At 51.7% G+C, this 19,724-nt stretch carries 18 protein-coding genes; 2 read left to right on the forward strand and 16 right to left on the reverse strand.

Going from position 1 to position 19,724, the window contains the following annotated elements; translation table 11 throughout:
• Positions 1 to 265: 265 nt before the first annotated feature.
• The 3 genes from U6B65_09980 to U6B65_09990 form a co-directional block, all read right to left on the reverse strand.
• Positions 266 to 3,682 (reverse strand): hypothetical protein, encoded by a 3,417-nt coding sequence (locus tag U6B65_09980; protein WRS26669.1) that lies wholly within the window; start codon positions 3,680 to 3,682, stop codon positions 266 to 268.
• Positions 3,683 to 3,942: 260 nt separating this feature from the next.
• Entirely contained in the window at positions 3,943 to 4,353 is a 411-nt protein-coding gene (locus U6B65_09985; GenBank protein ID WRS26670.1) for a late competence development ComFB family protein, read from the reverse strand.
• Positions 4,353 to 5,135 carry a ParA family protein gene (locus tag U6B65_09990; GenBank protein WRS26671.1) on the reverse strand — a complete coding sequence of 261 codons (783 nt, stop codon included), beginning with the start codon at positions 5,133 to 5,135 and terminating at the stop codon, positions 4,353 to 4,355. Before U6B65_09990 ends, U6B65_09985 begins: the two co-directional genes overlap by 1 nt.
• 570 nt (positions 5,136 to 5,705) lie before the next feature.
• On the opposite strand from U6B65_09990, the gene U6B65_09995 reads away from it, so the two are divergent.
• Together U6B65_09995 and U6B65_10000 are read left to right on the forward strand one after the other, a co-directional pair.
• On the forward strand, positions 5,706 to 6,323 hold the full coding sequence (locus U6B65_09995) for a chemotaxis protein CheC (protein WRS26672.1): 618 nt from the start codon (positions 5,706 to 5,708) through the stop codon (positions 6,321 to 6,323).
• Position 6,324: 1 nt separating this feature from the next.
• A complete protein-coding gene (locus U6B65_10000; GenBank protein ID WRS26673.1) occupies positions 6,325 to 6,807 on the forward strand; it encodes a chemotaxis protein CheD in 483 nt (160 codons plus the stop codon).
• Positions 6,808 to 6,973: 166 nt separating this feature from the next.
• On the opposite strand, the gene U6B65_10005 is transcribed toward U6B65_10000, so the two are convergent.
• The 13 genes from U6B65_10005 to fliM form a co-directional block, all read right to left on the reverse strand.
• Complete coding sequence (locus tag U6B65_10005) at positions 6,974 to 8,437, reverse strand: FapA family protein (protein ID WRS26674.1); 1,464 nt, start codon at positions 8,435 to 8,437, stop codon at positions 6,974 to 6,976.
• A gap of 386 nt (positions 8,438 to 8,823) precedes the next feature.
• On the reverse strand, positions 8,824 to 9,549 hold the full coding sequence (locus U6B65_10010) for a flagellar hook-basal body protein (protein ID WRS26675.1): 726 nt from the start codon (positions 9,547 to 9,549) through the stop codon (positions 8,824 to 8,826).
• A 35-nt stretch (positions 9,550 to 9,584) separates the two neighbouring features.
• Complete coding sequence (locus U6B65_10015) at positions 9,585 to 10,358, reverse strand: flagellar hook-basal body protein (protein ID WRS26676.1); 774 nt, start codon at positions 10,356 to 10,358, stop codon at positions 9,585 to 9,587.
• A gap of 31 nt (positions 10,359 to 10,389) precedes the next feature.
• The gene (locus U6B65_10020) at positions 10,390 to 11,178 is read right to left on the reverse strand and encodes a FliA/WhiG family RNA polymerase sigma factor (GenBank protein WRS26677.1); all 789 of its coding nucleotides are present in this window, start codon (positions 11,176 to 11,178) and stop codon (positions 10,390 to 10,392) included.
• A 214-nt stretch (positions 11,179 to 11,392) separates the two neighbouring features.
• Entirely contained in the window at positions 11,393 to 13,462 is a 2,070-nt protein-coding gene (gene flhA / locus U6B65_10025; GenBank protein WRS26678.1) for a flagellar biosynthesis protein FlhA, read from the reverse strand.
• Positions 13,459 to 14,538 carry a flagellar biosynthesis protein FlhB gene (gene flhB, locus U6B65_10030; GenBank protein ID WRS26679.1) on the reverse strand — a complete coding sequence of 360 codons (1,080 nt, stop codon included), beginning with the start codon at positions 14,536 to 14,538 and terminating at the stop codon, positions 13,459 to 13,461. Before flhB ends, flhA begins: the two co-directional genes overlap by 4 nt.
• Before the next feature lie 65 nt (positions 14,539 to 14,603).
• The gene (locus U6B65_10035; GenBank protein WRS26680.1) at positions 14,604 to 15,371 is read right to left on the reverse strand and encodes a flagellar biosynthetic protein FliR; all 768 of its coding nucleotides are present in this window, start codon (positions 15,369 to 15,371) and stop codon (positions 14,604 to 14,606) included.
• 12 nt (positions 15,372 to 15,383) lie between these two features.
• On the reverse strand, positions 15,384 to 15,650 hold the full coding sequence (fliQ, locus tag U6B65_10040; protein WRS28938.1) for a flagellar biosynthesis protein FliQ: 267 nt from the start codon (positions 15,648 to 15,650) through the stop codon (positions 15,384 to 15,386).
• 36 nt (positions 15,651 to 15,686) lie between these two features.
• The gene (gene fliP, locus U6B65_10045) at positions 15,687 to 16,496 is read right to left on the reverse strand and encodes a flagellar type III secretion system pore protein FliP (GenBank protein WRS26681.1); all 810 of its coding nucleotides are present in this window, start codon (positions 16,494 to 16,496) and stop codon (positions 15,687 to 15,689) included.
• A complete protein-coding gene (locus tag U6B65_10050; protein WRS26682.1) occupies positions 16,496 to 16,882 on the reverse strand; it encodes a flagellar biosynthetic protein FliO in 387 nt (128 codons plus the stop codon). The genes fliP and U6B65_10050 overlap by 1 nt, the downstream gene beginning before the upstream one ends.
• A gap of 78 nt (positions 16,883 to 16,960) precedes the next feature.
• A complete protein-coding gene (locus tag U6B65_10055; protein ID WRS26683.1) occupies positions 16,961 to 17,320 on the reverse strand; it encodes a response regulator in 360 nt (119 codons plus the stop codon).
• A 147-nt stretch (positions 17,321 to 17,467) separates the two neighbouring features.
• Positions 17,468 to 18,700, reverse strand: a complete 1,233-nt coding sequence (gene fliY / locus U6B65_10060) for a flagellar motor switch phosphatase FliY (GenBank protein WRS26684.1) — start codon at positions 18,698 to 18,700, stop codon at positions 17,468 to 17,470.
• A 20-nt stretch (positions 18,701 to 18,720) separates the two neighbouring features.
• The gene (gene fliM, locus U6B65_10065; protein ID WRS26685.1) at positions 18,721 to 19,710 is read right to left on the reverse strand and encodes a flagellar motor switch protein FliM; all 990 of its coding nucleotides are present in this window, start codon (positions 19,708 to 19,710) and stop codon (positions 18,721 to 18,723) included.
• Between the last annotated feature and the right edge of the window lie 14 nt (positions 19,711 to 19,724).

Raw genomic sequence — 19,724 nt, forward strand, 5'->3', positions numbered from 1 at the left:
CCCATGAGGTGCTTTGTGGCTGAAGCTTTGCGAAAGCCACTCCCGTATTTCCCGCAGGAAATGCAAGCACCTTAGCCTCCCTTGGCGATTCTTTGCAACCTTTCTCATCGTAGAGAAAGGCTGTGCCAGTCCGCGCGGCATGGGCGCGGGAGGCTTCGCATGTAGACGAAAATCTCCATCTCCATTGCACTCGGTGGCAAACCTTCATGAAACCCAAAAGGCCCCTGCTGAATCAGCAGGGGCCTTTGCTTATATCTATGCGATTTTAACCGCCAACAGCGGCGCTTCCAGCTTGCTCCCCTGTGGTTTTATGGGGAACGCTGAGAATTGGGAACTCATAGCTGCCGGAACCGGCCCGCCACGGTGCATCCGACCGGCCCACGCTCAGCTCCGCCACCAGCAGAGCGTTGCGCATTTCCTCGTCGGTGCGGAAGCTGGCAGAGCCTTCCCCACTGCCGATGGCCAAGGCGGCAGTCCCTTCCTGTGCATAGCAGTTGGTGATCACCGAGCCATCGTTGGTGCCTGCAATGGCACCGGCATCGGTTCCGGTAACCTGCCCCACGTTGTAGCCGCTTACAATGGAGCCGCCATCCCGGTTAACGCCAGCAAGGCCGCCGATGTCTATATCCGCTCCGGTTACCTGCGCCGTGTTGTAGCTGTCACCGATTTTTCCACCGAAATTGTAGCCCACCAGCCCGCCGATATAGCTCCCGGCAACACCGCTGACTCTTGCTCCATTGGAACAGCTGGCGATAGTGCCGCCGCTGTAGTTCATACCCGCCACAGCGCCCACACTGGCTCCTGTTCCGGTGGCCTTGATTTCACCCGAAAGGATGGTTATCCCTTGAATCAAACCTGTATTCTGCCCGAAAAGCCCCACATGTTGGGTGGCTGTGGTGATTTTCAGATTGCGGATGCGGTAGCCGTTGCCGTTGTAGCTGCCGGAAAAAGGTGCTCCCTCTCCGGCAATCACCGGGAAGCTGGAAGCAAAGGCACTGTCTTCCGCCAAATTGAGGTCGGCTGTCTGGATGAAATGACTGGTGAGATGTTTGCTGATGTGGGCAAGCTGAGCAGGCGTGGAAACCTCAAAGGGGGTTTCTTTGGAGCCATCCCCTCGGGTAAAGCCGCCCTCTTCCCGGGTATGCCCACAGGTGGTGGCCACCGAATCACCGGTCACATCCACCAAGCCTCCGGTCTGGTTGAGGCTGTAATCCAGATTGGGATTATCCGCTGTGGTTTCCGGCGGGCGAACCCCATCCTTCACGGTAATGCGGTCGGGCTGGGTTTCATAGATCACCTGCGGTGCGTTGACCATCAGGTTGTTGACCTTTGTGCCCAGCAGATAGGTGGATTCATTGGCCGTTACATTGTTCACCCTTGCACCACTGCCGGTAAAAAGCCGGGTGGGGCCGTTGGCTGTTAAGTTATGTACATTCACCCCTGCCAAATCCACCAGAACACGGTTGCCGGCGGTATCGGGGTTTACAGTCAGGCTATCCACCGTTCCGCCGCCGCTCACCGACAGCGAGGAGGCCGCTATGAGGCCGCCAATATCACCGGTAACGGTCAGTTCAGCAGGCCCTCGCAGGGTCAGGTTTTCAACCCGTGGGCCGCCGATGTGCACCACCAGCTTTGTGGCCTCAGCAGAAGAGCCGGTATCCAGCCGCAGGATTTTGCCCTTTCCGCTGAGTGAAACATTGCCTTCGCCGCTCATGCTGGCAATTTCGCTGTTTTCAAGCTGGATCACCGCATCCCCGGAAATGGCCACCGTTTCGGCAGAAAGATTGGTCAGTATCAGGTTGGCGGCGCCTTCGCCCGCCTTGACCTGCACGTTGCGTATTCCGGCGCCGGTCATATCCACAGGATCGTGGAGCAGATTGACCGGGCTTTTCACCTCCACCGTATCCACCTGAGACTGCCCCTGCAAATGGAGAGTCACCTTGGATTGGGGATTAGTAATAATCACCCGCTCGGCCTGCACATTGCGCAGGCTCAGGGTATCAATGGCGCTGTCCTTGATATAGATAGCCCCATCCACCTGCACATCCTCCAGCTCAATGGTGCCGGGGGAGGTGATGTTTTCAATAACAAGATAGTTGCCTACCCGCATATTTTTCAGCAGAATCCCTGCTTTTTTGATGAATACATCGTTATAGGCCACCTGCTGGGGGAAAATACGGGTTTCATAGGCATTGAGAGTTTCTTCTCCCTCCACCACACTGACTGTGCTGTCTTGGTCACCGCTTTCACGGCCAGCCAGCCACAGCCCCACCGGAACCAGCACAAGGGTAAGCAGCATCAGCACCACCAGCACCGGAATCATCGTCATATACCAAGGGCGGTGGGGGGAATCCTCTGGGGTTTCGCTTTTCTTGCGGGTCACCACGGCGGCGGCTTTCGCATTCGCATCGGATTTTACCGGAACAAAACCACCCTTTTTCGCCTGCCTGCGGCCGCCATTTTTCCCCAGCTCCAGCAGCAGCTCCTCGCTGGTCTTTTTAGCAGGAGCAGGTGGTGCTTCCCGGTCTTTGCCCAAGGTGCTCAGCACATCCGGGCCGGTTATGGTAAACATAGGCTTGTTGGGGAAATCACGAGAATAGCCGCCAATGGGCTGAACCGGCGCCTTCTCGCCCTGAGCCATGTGCATTTCAGGCTGAACCTCCACATTCAGGCGGCGGGGCGGCGAGGGAGGAGAGGCTTGCTCCTCACTGGGTGTAAGGTTCTGATCCAGGTCGATTTCCTTGAGCATACGCTGGCGCTCACGCATATATTTTTCGGTGAGAGCATCCTTAAAGCTTTGAGTTTTGGCCTCAACCGCCTTTTCCACTTCCAGACCAAAATCCCGGAGGAAATCATCCACCATGGGGTCTTCCCCGGCAGAGGCCTCTCGAGCGGGCTCTTCCACCTTGGTGTATTCCAAAGGGGGTGGCTCAGGCTGGGGGGTATTGGCGGCCTTGGGCGCCTTTTCCTGAATGGGGCGCTTGGCCCGCAGACGGCGCTCTCCCCCGGAATCGGCCTCGTGCACCCGCCGGGGCTGCACCGGAAGACCGGCAGACAGCTCCTGGGAGGAGCCTTTTCTTTCCGGCTGGGGCTGTGGCTCCGGCTCGGGTTCAGGCATTGGCTGGGGCTGTGGAACAGGAGGGCGTTCCAGAGGCTGAATCACACGGGGGCCACCCTTGGGCACATCCCCAAAGGCACTGCTGATTTGCTCATCAAAGGCGCTGGAAAGCCTGTTTAGAAGTGCCTGATATTCAGAAGCCGCACCATCGGCAGGGGCAAAAGCAGATGGCCGAGCTTCGGTTTCCAAAGGCTCCGGCTCCTGATCAAACACGGGGAACTCATATTGCTGGATATCCACCGCAGGCGGCGGAGCGTTCTCCTCCGGCAAGGCCGCGGCCGCAGGCTTTTGTTCCTTTACCGGCTTTTCCAATGTGGGCAGCTGGTATTTACCAAAATCCAGAGGATGCCGGTCCTCTTTTTCCTCAGAAGGCTCCTCAAAGGCTTCCAATGCAGCCAAACCCTCCTCAGGGGTTTCCCCATCCGAAAGCATGGCCTCCGGAGCCATTGGGGCGACCTCCTCTAAAGGATTCTGCTGGGCGGCATCACCCAACAGCACCGGTGCCGCCATCCGCTTTTTGCGATTGATGCTCTGAAAAATCTCACTGCTTTCCTTTAAGCTCATGGGCAGTTACCTCTTTAACACATAGGCGGAAGCCTCCGCCCTCGGATTTTTTCACAACAACTGTGGAAAATATGCGAAAAGATCGAGGACAGGCCTCTGCCTTGATCTAAGGGGCATCCACCCCCCATATTCCCCCCGGACGATGCCGCCCCGGCACCAAAGATGGTATTTGTGCGCCGAAATCAATTCGACTTCGGAAGAATTACCAATAAAAATCACAATATCCTCAAGATAAAGTCAATTGCAGCTACAGTTTGAGATCAATGGCAGGCCTCTGCTTTGATCTTTTGGGCCGCCTTAATCAGGGCTGCGGTAATCTGTATTTCCTTTTCTTTGGAGAGTCTCTCTATAATCAGGCCTTCTTCCCCGGGTTCCGCCACATAATAAGCACAGGGCAGAGCGTTGAGAGCGGCCGCCATCACATTCTTTTTGCACCGCTCACAGCGGCAGCAGCGCAGCATTTCCATTACACGATCCAGCTTGCGCAAAAGCATATCCTCCATAAAATTGTGGAGGATGAGCTTCCCCTCTGCCTCGGCAACAGGCCCTTCCGGGGCAGATGACGCTGCGCCTGCACTTTCGCCTTTGGGAGCAGCCTGCGCAAAGGTTGGCATGATTTTCAGATACATCTGCTCTTTATCAAAATCTTTTTTTATACGCTTGGCCGACACTATATACCCTCCTCCAGCAATTCGGCCACAAAACTCATATAGTCCCGAGCCGCCTCACTGCTGCGCGCATATTCAAAGATGCTTGTCTGATTTGTCTGTGATTCAGGGATTGCAATGCTGTTTCGGATTTTGCAGCGATAAACCTTGGTTCCGATCTGCTCGGCCACCATAGTCGCTGTTTCGAGAATCCGTTTGCTCAAAACCTTGCGGCCATCGTATTTGCAAAGCAGGATTCCACCCACCTCAATCTGGCTGTTGCAATAGGCCCGCATCCGCTCAATGGTATCGCTGAGCTGTGCGATGCCCTGGAGGCTGAAAATATCCGCCAGCATGGGGATAATCACATAATCCGCACAGGCAAAGGCATTGACCGTTAAAAAGCCCAGAGCCGGCGGTGTATCGATTATAATGTAATCGTATTTTCCCATAAGAGGCAGCAGCATCCGCTTGAGCAAAAACTCACGCCCCAGTTGGGTGAATTCCAATTCCGCTCCGCTGAGCAAGATGTTGGAGGTGATAAAATCCACACCGTTTCCCCTCTGCACCGCATACTGAGGCCGAATCTCCCGCTTAAGAAGCTCATAAACGGTGGGGGCTTCTTCCATATCGCCGCCAAGGCTGAAGCTCAGGTTTGCCTGTGGGTCTAAATCCACCACCAAAACCCTGAAGCCCTTTTTCATAAGCCCAGCTCCCACTGCCAGAGTGGTTGTGGTCTTGCCCACGCCGCCTTTTTGATTGGTCACTGTGATGACTCTGGCCAATGCACCCACGCCCTTCTTCATATTCCACTCCCATTGCAATCGCTGCACCTGTTCAGCCCTTGGATTCCCAGCCAAAAAATCTCCCCAAAAGGCTTTTAGCCCCTGTTGAGCGGAGCTTTTGCAAACTAAACCTATTTTATTATAGTGGTAAAAACCTTATTTGTAAAGTTCCGCCGCCAGAATCCGCTGCGGCACAAAATCCTTAAAATTATAAGGGAAACACTGTTGGTTTTTTGCCTATGAAATGGTATAATAATCACTAAGTGGTTATTATACCATTTCATCTCTATGCCCCGCCTCCGGTCACGGATATGATAATGTTTCACTTTGTTTTGAAAATATCATGACCGCAGAGCGGGTATTATACCAGAACGCTTTGCTTTTATGGTATAATTGCGCATGACCCCACCTGCAAGCCGTGGGAGATAATACCATCTTATGCGCCGAGCGGCCTGCTTATTCTGTTCACTGCCGCTCGAAATGCGCAGCTATACCAAAGCACATGTTGTGCAGCTTAATACTAAAGCTGATCTCAGGCTGGGATTTCCTCCGGAATGCCTATTCTGATTCGGCAGAAAGAAGGGGATCAAGATGACGGGTTCTTATGAAGATTTAAATGCAATACATATGGATGTGCTCAAGGAAATCGGCAACATCGGCGCCGGTAATGCGGCAACTTCGCTTTCTCAGCTTTTGAATCAGCCCATTGATATGACTCTTCCCCAAGTGAATCTGGTGGGCTTTAATGAATGTGCCGAGGCTGTGGGTGGGGCAGAGGCCCTGACCTACGGTGTGCTGGTCAGTCTGGATGGCGATATTTCAGGCATGATCATGTTTTTGCTGGATGTGAGCTTCGCCCATCTGATGCTGAATATTCTATTGGGTGAAAGCTTTGTTAACTTTGAAGATATGAATGAAATGTCGCTCTCTGCTATCAAAGAGGTGGGGAACATTCTTTCAGCGGCTTATGTCCGTTCCATATCCGAGTTAACCGGGCTGCATATTGATATGTCGATCCCGGATGTTTCCATCGATATGGCGGGTGCTCTGCTCAGTGTGCCGATCATTAAATTCGGCAGCATTGGCGATAAGGTGCTCTTTATTGAAGAAAGCTTTGAGAGCGGTCAGGAAAGTGTTCAATGCAATATGATTCTATTTGCGGAGATGGAATCGCTGAATTTAATACTGCAAAAACTGGGGCTTATGTAGTATGGCTACATTGGTGGTAGGTATATCGGATCTGAAGGTAGCAGCCGCTCCCGATATATTGGTAACATATGCTTTGGGCTCTTGTGTTGGCACCTGCCTGTTGGACCCCGCAACCCGGGTAGGTGGTCTCAGCCATATCATGCTTCCTCAATCCTCTGCTTCCCCCAGTGACCCCAATGTAATGAAATTTGCCGATACTGCTATTCCCGAGCTGATTCGCCAGATGGAGCTGAAGGGTGCCAGACGCAACCGTTTGGTTGCAAAAATCGCTGGCGGCGCTCAGATGTTTGATTTGCAGAACAAAAATCCTATGTGGCAGATCGGCCAGCGCAATGTGCAGGCTGTTCTTCAGATTCTGGGGCAGCTCCGAATTCCCGTTGCCGCACAGGATGTGTTGGCAAACTATGGCCGGACAACCTTTTTCGATCCCTCTACCGGCATTATGACAGTGAAATCGATTAATAAAAACATCAAAGAGCTTTAATTTTGAAAGCCCCTCGCCATAAGGTGAGGGGCTTTCTCTTTTTAGGAAAGAAGACTATTCTTTGCGTACTTTCTTTTTTAGAAAAGTGGTTTTTCTTTGCGCGCTTTCTTTTTTTAGAAGAGTGGTTTTTCTTTGTGTACTTTCTTTTTTTCAAAAAGAAAGTACGTTACAGGGTGCCTGTTTTAATTTCGCCCTCGGATACATACAGCATAGAATGAACGATATGGGAGGAAACCGCCATCGCATAAGGCCCAAAGGCGATTTTAACCCCCGGATAGATGGTGTTGGAGCACTGAATGGCGTTTTCCTTCCGGCCTTCTGCTTCCTTCTGATTGATCACTATTCTGAGTTTTGCCTCCAAGCCCTCCAGTTGGGCCGCTCTGGCCCCGCTGGCCTTTTCCAAAGCCTGCAGCTTTTGGCGGGTTGCATCGTCTATGGGCATAATCCCACGCCGGGAACCGGGGGAGGAGCGATACTGGCCCAGCACCTGAGCCACCTTGGATTGCTCCTCCTGCAGCTCCAGAATGGCTTGGCGCAGCTCCACTACCTCGGGATCATTTTCATCGTACATGCCCTTCATGGACACCTCAGTGGTTGTGCCGAAATCCGCCCCGATGTTTTTAACTATAGCCTTTTTACCCACAGTGGTGCGGCCTCCAATCAAGCTGCCCCGCTTTCCGGTAAGTTCCAGATTCCCCCCTATGTTCAACTGGCAATAGAGGATGGAATCTGCATAAAGATTTCCTTTAACCTCCACGGTTGCAGCCTGCAAATAAGGGCACCGAATATCACCGCCTGCAATCAGCCTGCCCCGGTTGGCTCCGTTGACCCCTTGGGATATGGTAATACTTTCTGCCGCATTTAGAGTGGCTCCCTCCACACTGCCCCGCACGGTGATGTTTTGAGCGGTAACGGTAAAGCCCGGACGCACATCCCCACCAATGATCACATTGCCGGTAAAGGTAATATCGCCGGTGGAGTTATCCACATTTTCGGCAATGCGCAGCACATCTAAAACCACGATCTTGCCGTCTAACACCTCGGCGCTGCCGTCACAATCCGCAATGACTGCTGTGCCTTCTTCATTGAGGGATACATTTTTCCCTGTTCTGGGGGCTACTGCACGGCCTGCCTGCCCGGGGACAACTTCCCCTAAAACACTGGTGCCTTCCTCCCCGATAGTGGGGGGAATAATACGGCAAAGCTCCTGCCCGGCCTTTACATTCTGCACCACACCCAAATCCTTGAAATCCGCCGTTCCGTCCTCCCGAATTTTGGGGGCAAGGTTTTTTTCTTCCCGAATCAGGTATTCCAGTCGGCCATCCTCGCCGACCTGGTTCTTTTTGCCCTCTGCAACGGGGATAGCGCGATCATAAATAGGGAGAATGCAAAGCTGCTTGACCGCTTCCTCCTTGATGCCAAACACCACGCGGTTTTCGGCCAATGCCGCCCGAATATCTTCCTCTTGTGGATCGGATGTAAACACACTCGTTTTTGTCAGCTTCACCGCTGCCATCATCTGATCGTAGGAAATATTTACAGAAATAGCCGGTTTCTCATAAACGATCTCTTCTTCCTGCGTTTCTGCAGCCACATCAAGGCTTACATGATCCAATAACTCGTTATTCATGGCGTATCCTCCTGTCTTGCACCCCTCACCTATGGTGTTGTGGTTTTTATCCTCTCGCTTTCAAGCAGAGTTTCTGTTTTTACGTAGCTTGATCGCTGAAAGCCCTTCAGCGATGCATCTTATACTCATCTTATACTATTTTCAGTCTTAAAACAATGATAAAAATGAAAATAATTACAATTTTATGACTATTTCTCTTTATTTTATATTTTTTTGAAGATTCTGGAGCTTAAAAACAAAAAGACCTTGCAGCGAAAGCGCACCGAAGGTCCTTTCTTTATAGTTTGTATAGGTTTAAAACCGCCGTGTGGTTTTAAACAGCGGCAATCCGCCGCTAACCGCTAAAGGCGGTCTATACCGACTTTATCCTCTGTGGGTAATGCTGACTAACGCAGAGAGTTAACCACCTGCTCAACCTCATCGGCCACCTGAACCATGCGGGAATTAAAGCTGAAAGCTTTGGAAGCCTCGATCATTTTAACCATTTCGTCCGAAACAGCCACACTGGAGCCTTCCAGATAGCCTTGCTTATACTCCGGATCTTCCACAGCCACGGCCTCACCGGCCAGCTCGGGCGCTCTAAAGGAATTGGAGCCTGCCAGTTCCAAGGCATAAGGATTGGCAAAGTGGAAAACGCCCAGATTGAACTCGGAAAAATCCAGCTGCCCTTCTTCATTGTATTGCAGCTCAATATCCGAACCATCTTCATCCAGCACACGATCGCCGGAAGCAGTGGCCAGATAGAGCGTATCGCTGTCGTTGCTGATAATAAAATTGCCTGCATGGGTATAGCGGATTTCATCCGATTCCGGGTTGCGCACAGCAAAAAACTGGCCGCTGTTGGTCAGAGCAAAATCCAGCTTACGCTCAGTGGGCTGGAGCGGACCCTGCTCCATGACAACATCGCTTTTGGCTATTTTAACGCCGTGGCCCACCTGCGCCTCCGGAAGCCCCTCCACCCGCTCAAGGCTCTGGTAAACCAAATCCTGAAAGCTGGCATTCATGGCTTTAAAGCCCACGGTGTTGGCGTTGGATATATTGTTGGCCACAATGTTCAAATGATTCTGGTGAGTGGAAAGGCCAGTGGCGGCGGTGTGAAAGCCTCTTATCATAGGTGGTTCCTCCCTTTATAACGGTTTAGGTTCGGCTATACCCGGCCGATCTGGCTGTTGGTCTTTTCGTTGAGCTGATCATACATTTTTACAATCTGGCTGGCGGATTGCAGGCTCCGCTGGCTGGAAATCAAGCGGGTCATTTCCTCACCCAAATCCACGTTGGATTTTTCCCGGCTGAACTGGAGGATATCGGTGGGATACCCCTCCTCAAGCTGGGCAAACTCAGGGGAAATATAGGTGCCGTCGGTGGTTTTGCGCATGGCATCGTAATCCACAGGCAGAACCAGCCGCAGGCGGCCTACCTCTGTGTAATCGTCGCCTTCTTCTTCGGGAGGCAAAAAGACGGTTCCATCCCGGGAAATGGTGATTTCACCGCTGGTCAGCTGGATATCCCCGGATTCTCCCTGCACCCGGCCAAGGCCTTGCAGGGCAAGATAGCCTTCTTCATCCAAGGTAAACTGGCCGTTGCGGGTAAGGCGCTCCTCATCCCCCACATTCACCACAAAGAAGCCTGCCCCACTGATGGCCGCATCCAAATGGCGCCCGGTGGATTCAAGGCTCCCTTGGGTATAATCGGTGTAGCTATCCGCCACGTTCTGGCCATAAACACTGGGGCCGATGGGGTGCAGGGTGGAGGTGCTGTAGCTGTTCATCCGGTTCATCAGGTGCTCGCCAAAGGTTCCGGTAACCAGATTATCCTTTTTGTAACCGGCGGTTCCCACATTGGCGATGTTATCTGAATAGGTATTGAGCCGTTTTTGCTGTGTCAGCAAGCCGGATGCCGCTGTATAAAAGCCTCTTACCATGATTCGACCTCTTTTCCTCAGAATTTCGGGGTTATTCGGTGATATAATCCCGCATACGTTTTCTCATTTTGTTGATAGCAGCCGAATGGATTTGGCAGACACGGGATTCGCTGACCCCCAGCACCTCGGCGATTTCTTTCAGTTTCAAGCGTTCGTAATAATAAAGGGAGATAACGGTTCTTTCCCGGTCGTTGAGGCTATCAACTGCCTCACCAAGCTGCTGGCGCAGCTCTTCTTCCATCAGGTTGCCCTCCGGGGATTCGGCGGAGGTGCTATCCTCCAGCCGGTCGCCGCCTACAGAGGACATTCTCTGCCAGACTACATCTTCATAAGAAAGAAGGTTAAAATTATAGGTTTGTTCCAAAATACGGTCAATTTGCTCCACAGTGATGCCCATATGGTGAGCCAGCTCATGATTGGTGGGCTGCCGCCCCATCTGGGAATAAAGGGTGTCTGTAGCTGCATCCAAATCCTTGGACATTTTGCGCAGCTTGCGGGGTATCCAATCCTGCGCCCGGATAAAATCAATGATCGAGCCCCGAACCTTGATGGAGGCAAAGGTTTCAAACTTAATGTTGCGGCCGGGGTCGTATTTTTCCACAGCGTCGATGAGAGCGATGATGCCTTGGTTCACCACATCATCCAGCTGGGCGTAATTTTTATAAATGCCTCGCATTTGGAGAGCAATCACCTTGACCAAATTGGAGTAATGCAAAACAATGTCGTTGCGCAGGCTGGTATCGCCTGTCTGCATAAACCGCTCCCACATTTCCAGGGTTACGCCTGTTTTTTCCTGCTCCACGGCGGTCTGTACAGCCACTGTCTTTCCACTCCTTTCGAGCTTTGCCCCTGCTTCGGGCGCAAGCCCTTTTATATTTTCACCTTTGTTCCCAATGGGTTCTCTTTTGCCATTGGCAGAAAACAGCCCTTTTCTGCTCTTCTATTCCCAGCCGGAAAGGGGAAGCTGGCGCCATTGGGCGCAAAAGCAATCGCTTTTAATGAGCCTACGCCCGAAGAAAGGGGCGAAGCCCCCCTTAGATTTGCACGTTGGCAAGAGCCTGAATCTGCACATTGGGATCAATCTCGCTAAAGCTGAGAACCACGATGTTGGGGTTGAACTGATCCAGCATCTTTTTCAGATAAATCCGCACCACCGGGGAGGTGAGCACAACCGGCACCGATACAATATCCTTGATGCGGTTAATATCATCCATCAGGTTGCTGACAATAGCCTGCACCTTTTCCGGTTCCAAGGCCATATAGGTGCCCTGCTCATTTTTCTTGATGCTGGAAAGAATGGTCTGCTCCACATCCTGATCCACCGTGATCACCTTGAGCACATTGCCGTTGACATACTGGCGGGTAATGGTGCGCTTGAGGCGCTGGCGGACATATTCGGTGAGCAGGTCGGTATCCTTCACAGTCATGCCATAATCCCCGATGGTTTCCAAAATGGTTTCCATATCCCGGATGGAGACATTCTCCCGAAGAAGATTGCCCAGTACCTTTTGCAGGTCGGAAATCCCGATCACGCCGGGAATCACATCGGAAACAATAGCTGGGTTGGTCTTGGCGGTGTTTTCTAAAAGCTGATTCACATCCTGACGGCTGAGCAGCTCATGAGCATAGCGCCGGATCACCTCGGACATATGGGTGACAATAACCGAAAGAGGATCAATAACGGTATAGCCGTAAACCTCGGCGGCCTCCCGGGATTCCTCCAGAATCCACTTGCCGGGGATGCCGTAGGCGGGCTCCACCGTATCAATGCCCTCTACCTCGCCGGTGGTGCCGCCAGGGTCAAGAGCCAGATAGTAATCCACCAACACCTCACCCCGGCCCACTTCCTCACCCTTGAGCTTGATGACATACTGGTTGGGGTTGAGCAGGCCGTTATCCCGCAGGCGAACGGTGGGGATAACCACGCCATATTCAGAGGCGAACTGCTTGCGGAACATGACGATACGGTCGATAAAGCTTCCGCCGGAGCTTTCATCCACCAGCGGCACAAGGGAATAGCCAAACTCCATTTCGATAGGGTCTACATTGAGAAGGCCATAGACATTGTCGATATTTTTGTAAAAGGCGGCCTCGTTAAAAATCTCCGAAAGTGGTTCTTCCCCTTCCAGAGGGGCTGCATCGGCGGCAGGCCCGGCCCCGGCCATAACCGGCTTGCGCTGGAGCATCAGCCCAAAACCCACCAGCATAGTGCCCAGTATAATAACCTGCGCCTTGGGGGAGCCGGGAATCAGCAGCATGGCTGTTATAACGCCGCCCGCAATCATCAGAACGTTGGGCTGAGCCAACAGCTGGCGGCTGACATCGATGTTCAGGTTGTTTTCGGCGGAAGAACGGGTCACCAGCATACCGGTGGCAACCGAAATCAGCAGGGAGGGTATCTGCGAAACCAGCCCATCACCGATGGTGGCAACGGTATACACCTGCACCACTTCGCCGAAGCTCATATCCGAAGTGACCATACCGATGATAATACCGCCAATGAAATTGATTACTGTAATCACAATGGAGGCAATGGCATCCCCTTTAACGAACTTGGTGGCACCATCCATGGAGCCGTAAAAATCCGCCTCCCGCTGAATCTTGGAGCGGCGGATTCTGGCCTGTGCTTCATCAATCAGGCCAGAGTTGAGGTCGGCGTCGATGGCCATCTGCTTACCGGGCATGGCATCCAAGGTGAAACGGGCGGAAACTTCTGCCACACGCTCGGCGCCCTTGGTGATAACCAAAAAGTTAACCAACACAATAATGGCAAAGATAATAAAACCCACCACGGCGTTGCCTTGAATAACAAAATCGCCAAAGGTTTTGATCACCTGCCCGGCACTGCCTCCTTTGGAAAGAATCAACCGGGAGGATGAAACGTTCAGCGCCAGCCGAATCAGGGTGGTCAGGAGCATCATGGAGGGAAATACTGAAAACTCAAGGGTTTCTTTTATATACATGGTGATCAGCATAATCACCAGCGAAAGAGCAATGTTCAGCAGGAACATAAAGTCGAGAAAAAAAGGAGCCAAAGGAATAATGATCATCACAATGATCAATATGACAAAGATTGAGACCATGTTGTTAATAAAAAGCTTCATCTTTTCACTGATTCCTTATCCTTCGAATTGTATAGCCAAGCCAGCAGCTCCGCTACCGCCTGAAAGAACTCTGCGGGGATCGTTTCATCCACCTCGGCCGATTCATAGAGCCCCCGGGCCAAGGGTTTATTTTCCACCGCCGGAATGTTGTATTTAGCTGCCTCCTCCACTATGCGCAGGGCCACAATATCCTGCCCTTTGGCCAGCACACGGGGGGCAATGTCGGTTTCAATGCTATATTTCAGCGCCACAGCAAAGTGGGTGGGGTTACGGACAATGACATCCGCCTCCTTGACCTGCTGCATCATGCGCTTGTTTGCAAATTCACGCTGTTTTTCACGAATTTTCCCTTTAATCTGGGGATCACCTTCCATTTGCTTGTATTCCATTTTCACTTCGTGCTTGGTCATCATAATGCCTTTTTCGTATTCCCACCGCTGGTAAAGATAATCCAGAACCGCAATGGCACCAAAGGCAATTGCTGCCGAAATCACCATGGAAAGAATCTGCTGCCCGGTGTAGCTCATCCCCTGAAGCACTTCCCAATCCATCATGGCGGGCAAAATCTCGATAACCTGCTGTACACTTCCATACAGGAGCCAAGCCAGAACCATGATCTTGATCAGGGATTTGAGCAGCTCCACCACCCCTTTGAGAGAAATCATCCGTTTGATGCCTTGCAAAGGGTTGAGCCGATCCATCTTAAACTTCATGGTCTCGCCGGAAAAAATAAACTTTGTCTGAGCGCCCACCGAAAGAACCGCCACCACCATAATCACCAGCATAGCCGGCAGCAGAGTGGTTCCAATGAGCAGCGCTACCTCCCGGCCCATCAGGCCCACCGTTTCAATATCCAGAAACTCCATCTCAGCGGCCCGGCGAATTTGCCGGATATACTGATCCTGAAGCTGATCAAAAAAGGAGCCAAAAAAAGCCTTCATCATATAAAAGGAAATGAGAATGCCAACCACTGCGGGAATATCCTTGCTCATAAAGATATTACCCTTTTTGCGTTCGTCCTGCCGCTTTTTGGGGCTGGCTTTTTCGGTTTTTTCACCGCCCTCGTTGTTTGGCACCCTTCTCCCCCCTTTGTTTTACCGATTCAGTCGTGTTTCTCCCAAGGGGTCAAAAGCAAAGGACCTTATGCCAGATAGCCCCATGCCAGCTGAATTTTCTCCATACAGACAGCCATCATATTTTCAATAAAAGCGCTGAAAGCGGGAACCAAGAAAATCATAGAATAAAAGCCCACCAGCAGCTTGAGCTGGATGTTGACTACAAACACGTTGATCTGCGGCACAACCCGCATCATAATGCCCACTGCCATGGTCACAATGACCTCCAGCACCACCATGGGCATGCAAAGCTGAATGGCAAAAAGCAGCACCGTGGAAAGCAGCTCCGCCAGATACTGCCCCACCTCCCAATTGATGCCGGTGATGCCGATGGGAATAACCCGAAAAGTCAGGGCTGTCATGTGAATTAAGGTCAGGTGACTGTTGCTGGTAAAAAAGCCAAGGATAAACAGGATGTTCAGCATCGTGGCGCTGAGAGAAACCGAGCTGTTGCTGCTGGGGTCAAACACCTTGGACATGGATACACCAATCTGCATATCCAGAATTTCGCCGCCCACAATCAGCACCGAAAGGAACATCCGCAGCACAAAGCCGGCAAGCAGTCCCACAGCCAATTCCTTGACCACCAGCAAAAAGAATTCCAGCAGGTTGGGGTCACCCAGATTGGGCATCGCCACCACATTTACCAGCAGCAACCCCAGAAAAAAACTGGCTCCCGCTGTAACCATGGTGGGAACATTGGTACGCCCGAAGATGGGGCTGAAAACAAACATCCCCAACATTCGGATGGTAATAAGCACAAACAGAAGAACCAGATCAAGATTGATATTCACACCGATTCCCCTTTACATAGAGGAGGCAATTGCCTCGAATATACGCAAAGTAAGATCGTTCATCTGCTCCATCATCCAATTGGAAAGCAGCAGCAGCACCAGCCCGATTGCAACCAGCTTGGGGGCAAAGGTCAGGGTCTGCTCGTGAACCTGTGTGGCTGCCTGCAAAATGGAAATCACAAGCCCCACCAGCACACTCACAATCAGCACCGGGGCGCAGAGCTTGAGAGCTGTAAAAAGCACATCCCGGAATATTTCGGTTATAGCGGTGTTGGTCATATTCAAGGATCACTCTCCTTTATCGAAAGTAGCTGGTCAGGGGTTGTAGCTGGAAACAAGGGCCTTGATCAGAAGCCCCCACCCATCCACCGTGATAAACAGCAGCAGCTTAAAAGGCAAAGAGATGGAAACCGGCGGAAGCATAACCATACCCATGGACATCAGTGCACTGGAAACCACAATATCAATCACCAAAAAGGGTATGAAGAGAAGGAACCCGATAATAAAGGCCCGCTTGATCTCACTGGTAATAAAGGCTGGTATGACCACATCCATGCCATATTCCTCCACGGTGCCGGGGCGATCCCGGCCCGCCAGATTGAGGAACATGTTCATATCCTTGGTATCGGTTTGTTTAAGCATAAAATCACGCAGGGGGCCTTTGGCCGTATCCAGAAACTCCTGGGTGGTCAATTCCCCTGCATTGTAGGGCTGGAAGGCGGTTTCATTCACCTGGGAGATAACAGGGTTCATAATGAACAAAGTCAAAAACAACGCCAAGCCGATCAGCACCTGATTGGGTGGGGTCTGCTGGAGACCCAAGGCGTTTCGCAGCAGCGAAAATACAATGATGATTCGGGTGAAGCAGGTCATCATAATCAGAATGGAGGGCAGCAGAGTCAGCAAAGTCATCAGCAGGATGATTTTTACCGAATCGGAGCTTTTTCCATTGATGCTGACATTAATGCCCGGCTCCGCCTCCCCCACCTGTTCGGGAACCTCCGGCGCCGTGGGAGCCTGAGGCTGGGTGGGGCCAACGGCCGCCAGCACACTGATGCCAAGCCCGCAAATCAGCAGGAGTGCCACCAAAAGGGCAGCCAACCATTTTCCTTTGATTTTCTTCATTATGAGTCACCGTTATCTTTGGAATTTCGCCCTTTACCCGTAAAGCCTGCCTTGCTAAGAAGCTCACGGAAGCTTTCTCCATAAGGGAAGGCTCCCTGAGGCCCGGTAGGGGCATCGGGTGTAAAATCCTCCAGCCGGGTGATCAGCTGCATATTCTTATCACTAATCCCCAACAGGTAATAGCTTCCTTGAATTTCCACAATCATCAAGCTGGAGCCCGGCGCAAGACCGGCCTGATCCACAACCTTTATATAGTGGCCGCCGGAAACCCGCCCAATACGCTTTGCATACCAGCGGCTGGCATAATAGGTGGCCACCAGCAACAGCACAATCAAAATACCCGAGCCCAGCAGGGCCAGTATATCGGTTAAACCCAAGGCGTTCATTCTCCTTTAATGGATACAGAGCATCTCCGCCAGAGCGGAAGCAGCCCTGCCAAAAAACCGCAGCAGAGCCAAAGGGACTCAGCCCAATACCGCTTTCATAGTCTTGGCAATCCGATCGGGCTTAAAGGGCTTCACAATGAAATCCAAAGCGCCCAGCTTAATAGCCTCCACAACCATGGATTCCTGACCCATTGCAGAGCACATAACGACCTTGGCAGCGGGATTCATCTCCTTAATGGCTTTCAGCGCACCAATTCCATCCAGATTGGGCATGGTTACATCCAGCATAACAAGATCGGGATTCAGCTGCTGAAATTTTTCCACCGCAATGGCGCCGTCCGCAGCCTCCTCTACATCGGTATAGCCCAGCTTATTAAGGGTATCCTTGATCATCATTCTCATAAAAGCAGCATCATCAACCACTAATATTTTACTCATAATCCTGCACCACCTAAAAATTATTTATTAACCCACAGCCTTTTACCAAAAGCTGTCATCTATACTCAGCCACCCTGACTCCGGGCAGACCGACTATATGCTTTTAACTTATCTGGAACAGCGGCATTGCCGCACAAAAGCATGCTGCTACAGTATGCTGAGATCATCCCGGTTTTTGAGTATCTCTGTAATGCGAATGCTGAAATTATCATCCACCACAACCACATCACCACGGGCAATGAGCTGGCCGTTTACAATCACATCCACCTGCGAACCGGCCTGTTTATCCAACTCCACAATAGAGCCCTGCCCAAATTCCAGTATCTCCCGGATCTTGCGTCTGGTGCGGCCAAGCTCTACTGTGACCGTAACCGGAACATTCATAACCAAATCAAGATTGCTGCCGGCAATGTGATCGCCGCCATCCTTGAACTCGTTATAGGCATAGCTCTGCACCTTCATCTGGCTATCCTGAGCAGGCGGAGGATAAGCGCCATACGGCTGCTGGGGCGGATAACCCGGCTGTTGGGGATAAGGGGGGTAATAGGCCTGCTGGGGCGGATAGCCCGGAACCGGCGGGTAGCCGGGAGGCGGCATCATGGGCATCTCCTGCTGGATAGGCGGCATTGCAGGTGCAGGGGGGGCCTGAACCGGCGCCGGAGGTGCTTGCTGTGCCACCGGGGCGGCAGGGGCCTGTGGTGTGGGTGGTGCCTCTGTCACAACTGGTTGCGGAGCCGAATCTTCCACAGCCGCAGGTGCGGAATCAGAATCTTCGCCACTTTCAAAATTCAGAGAAACATCGATGATTTCTTTGGCCAGCTCCACCTGCATAATGCACATGAATTCGCTTTCAATCAGCCCATCTACCGTTAGAGTAAAGGAAACAGTAATAACCGCTTCTTCTCCTTTAAAATAGGTGGCCTTCAGCTCCTCAAACTCATTGATCTGCACCACAACCGGTGTGGAAATATTAATGTTGCGCCCCAAGAAGCAGGAAAGCACCGTTGCGGAGGAGCCCATCATCTGGTTCATCAGCTCACAGATGGCACTTTGAGCCATTTCATCCATTTCAAAGTCTTCGGGGATATCCATCTGCATCATACGGGCAAGAATCTTTTTAATATCATCGGCCCGCAGAACCAGAATATTGGAACCGGTAATCCCCTCAACATAGCGGATATCCACTGCAACTGCCGGCTCCAGTGAAGCAATCTCCAGTTCAGCTACCGGCAGGATTCTCACCACCGGGGTTGTGATGCTCACCTTGCTATCCAACAGGGTTGAGGCGGCTGTAGAAGCCGAGCCCATGCTGATATTCATGATTTCACCGATGGTATCAATCTCCAGGTTGGAGAACAGCGTATCATTGGCATTGCTCATTTATGTTCACACCTCTCTTACTAAAGGACTTCTGCAATACGGATTGCCTTTTTACGGCGCTGCACTCCAATCGCACCTTTGAACCAGCAGGATTCTCCCACATACAAGCTCACCGGGGAACCGATGGGCTTGTTAAGCTGTAGGATATCCCCCACATTCAAATACACCACATCGCCAAGGCTGACTTCCACCTCGCCGATAATCCCTCTCAGCTCCAGCTCGCTTTCGCTGAGATACTTCAGAACCAACGCCTGACGCTCTTTATCGCTGGCGCTGTTGATGGTTTTGAGATTGCGCAGATACTGGGAATTGATCTTTTTAATCACATCCTCCAGACAGACTGCGGGAACGCATATGGTAATGTTGCCCTGCGTTTCCTTAACCAGAATATCCAGCACAATGATCACAACGGTTTCATCCGGCGCAATGCCCTGCGCCAATCGGGAGTTGGTTTCGATTTTCCGGTAACGGGTATCCAGCTCAAAGTAGCTGGCCCATGCATCGGACATTCTGGGAAAAACCCCCTTAAACACACTATCCATCAGCGAGATTTCGATCTCGGTGAAATCCCGGCTAACGGTTAATCCATCTCCCGAGCCGCCCAGCAGCCTTTCGATAACAGCAAAGGTGGTGGCTCTGGAAATATCCATAATCATAATGTTGTTTTCTTCCGGGCTGCCGGGGAAGATCATCTCTCCCATACCGAACATAACCGAATCGGGCATGGCGTTGCTGAACTCCGAATAACGCAGCTCCTCCACATTCACCAGCTCCACGTTTACGAATAACCGCAGTAGGCTGGTAAGATAGGTTGAAAGCTGACGGGAATAGTTTTCATAAACGCTGTTAACGATTTTGAGGTTTTCTTTGGTGAAGCGCTTGGGTGTTTTAAAATCGTATTCCTTAACCTTTTTAGCGGCAGGCTCATCGCCCACAGCGGTAATATCCACATCTCCCGATGTTAGCGAATTGAGCAAATCATCGATCTGGCTTTGTGACAGTACCTCCACTAACTCTTTCCCCC

The organism is Oscillospiraceae bacterium MB08-C2-2 (assembly GCA_035621215.1).
Classification (GTDB): Bacteria; Bacillota; Clostridia; order Oscillospirales; family Ruminococcaceae; genus WRAV01.

Coding starts and splice junctions, on each gene's coding strand:
- fliY (WRS26684.1), bottom strand. CDS start 18,700: ATGAGCAATGCCAATGATACGCTGTTCTCCAACCTGGAGATTGATACC.
- U6B65_09990 (WRS26671.1), bottom strand. CDS start 5,135: ATGAAGAAGGGCGTGGGTGCATTGGCCAGAGTCATCACAGTGACCAAT.
- U6B65_10005 (WRS26674.1), bottom strand. CDS start 8,437: ATGAATAACGAGTTATTGGATCATGTAAGCCTTGATGTGGCTGCAGAA.
- fliP (WRS26681.1), bottom strand. CDS start 16,496: ATGAAGAAAATCAAAGGAAAATGGTTGGCTGCCCTTTTGGTGGCACTC.
- U6B65_10055 (WRS26683.1), bottom strand. CDS start 17,320: ATGAGTAAAATATTAGTGGTTGATGATGCTGCTTTTATGAGAATGATG.
- U6B65_09980 (WRS26669.1), bottom strand. CDS start 3,682: ATGAGCTTAAAGGAAAGCAGTGAGATTTTTCAGAGCATCAATCGCAAA.
- U6B65_09995 (WRS26672.1), top strand. CDS start 5,706: ATGACGGGTTCTTATGAAGATTTAAATGCAATACATATGGATGTGCTC.
- U6B65_10015 (WRS26676.1), bottom strand. CDS start 10,358: ATGGTAAGAGGCTTTTATACAGCGGCATCCGGCTTGCTGACACAGCAA.
- U6B65_10010 (WRS26675.1), bottom strand. CDS start 9,549: ATGATAAGAGGCTTTCACACCGCCGCCACTGGCCTTTCCACTCACCAG.
- U6B65_10000 (WRS26673.1), top strand. CDS start 6,325: ATGGCTACATTGGTGGTAGGTATATCGGATCTGAAGGTAGCAGCCGCT.
- fliQ (WRS28938.1), bottom strand. CDS start 15,650: ATGACCAACACCGCTATAACCGAAATATTCCGGGATGTGCTTTTTACA.
- flhA (WRS26678.1), bottom strand. CDS start 13,462: ATGAAGCTTTTTATTAACAACATGGTCTCAATCTTTGTCATATTGATC.
- U6B65_10050 (WRS26682.1), bottom strand. CDS start 16,882: ATGAACGCCTTGGGTTTAACCGATATACTGGCCCTGCTGGGCTCGGGT.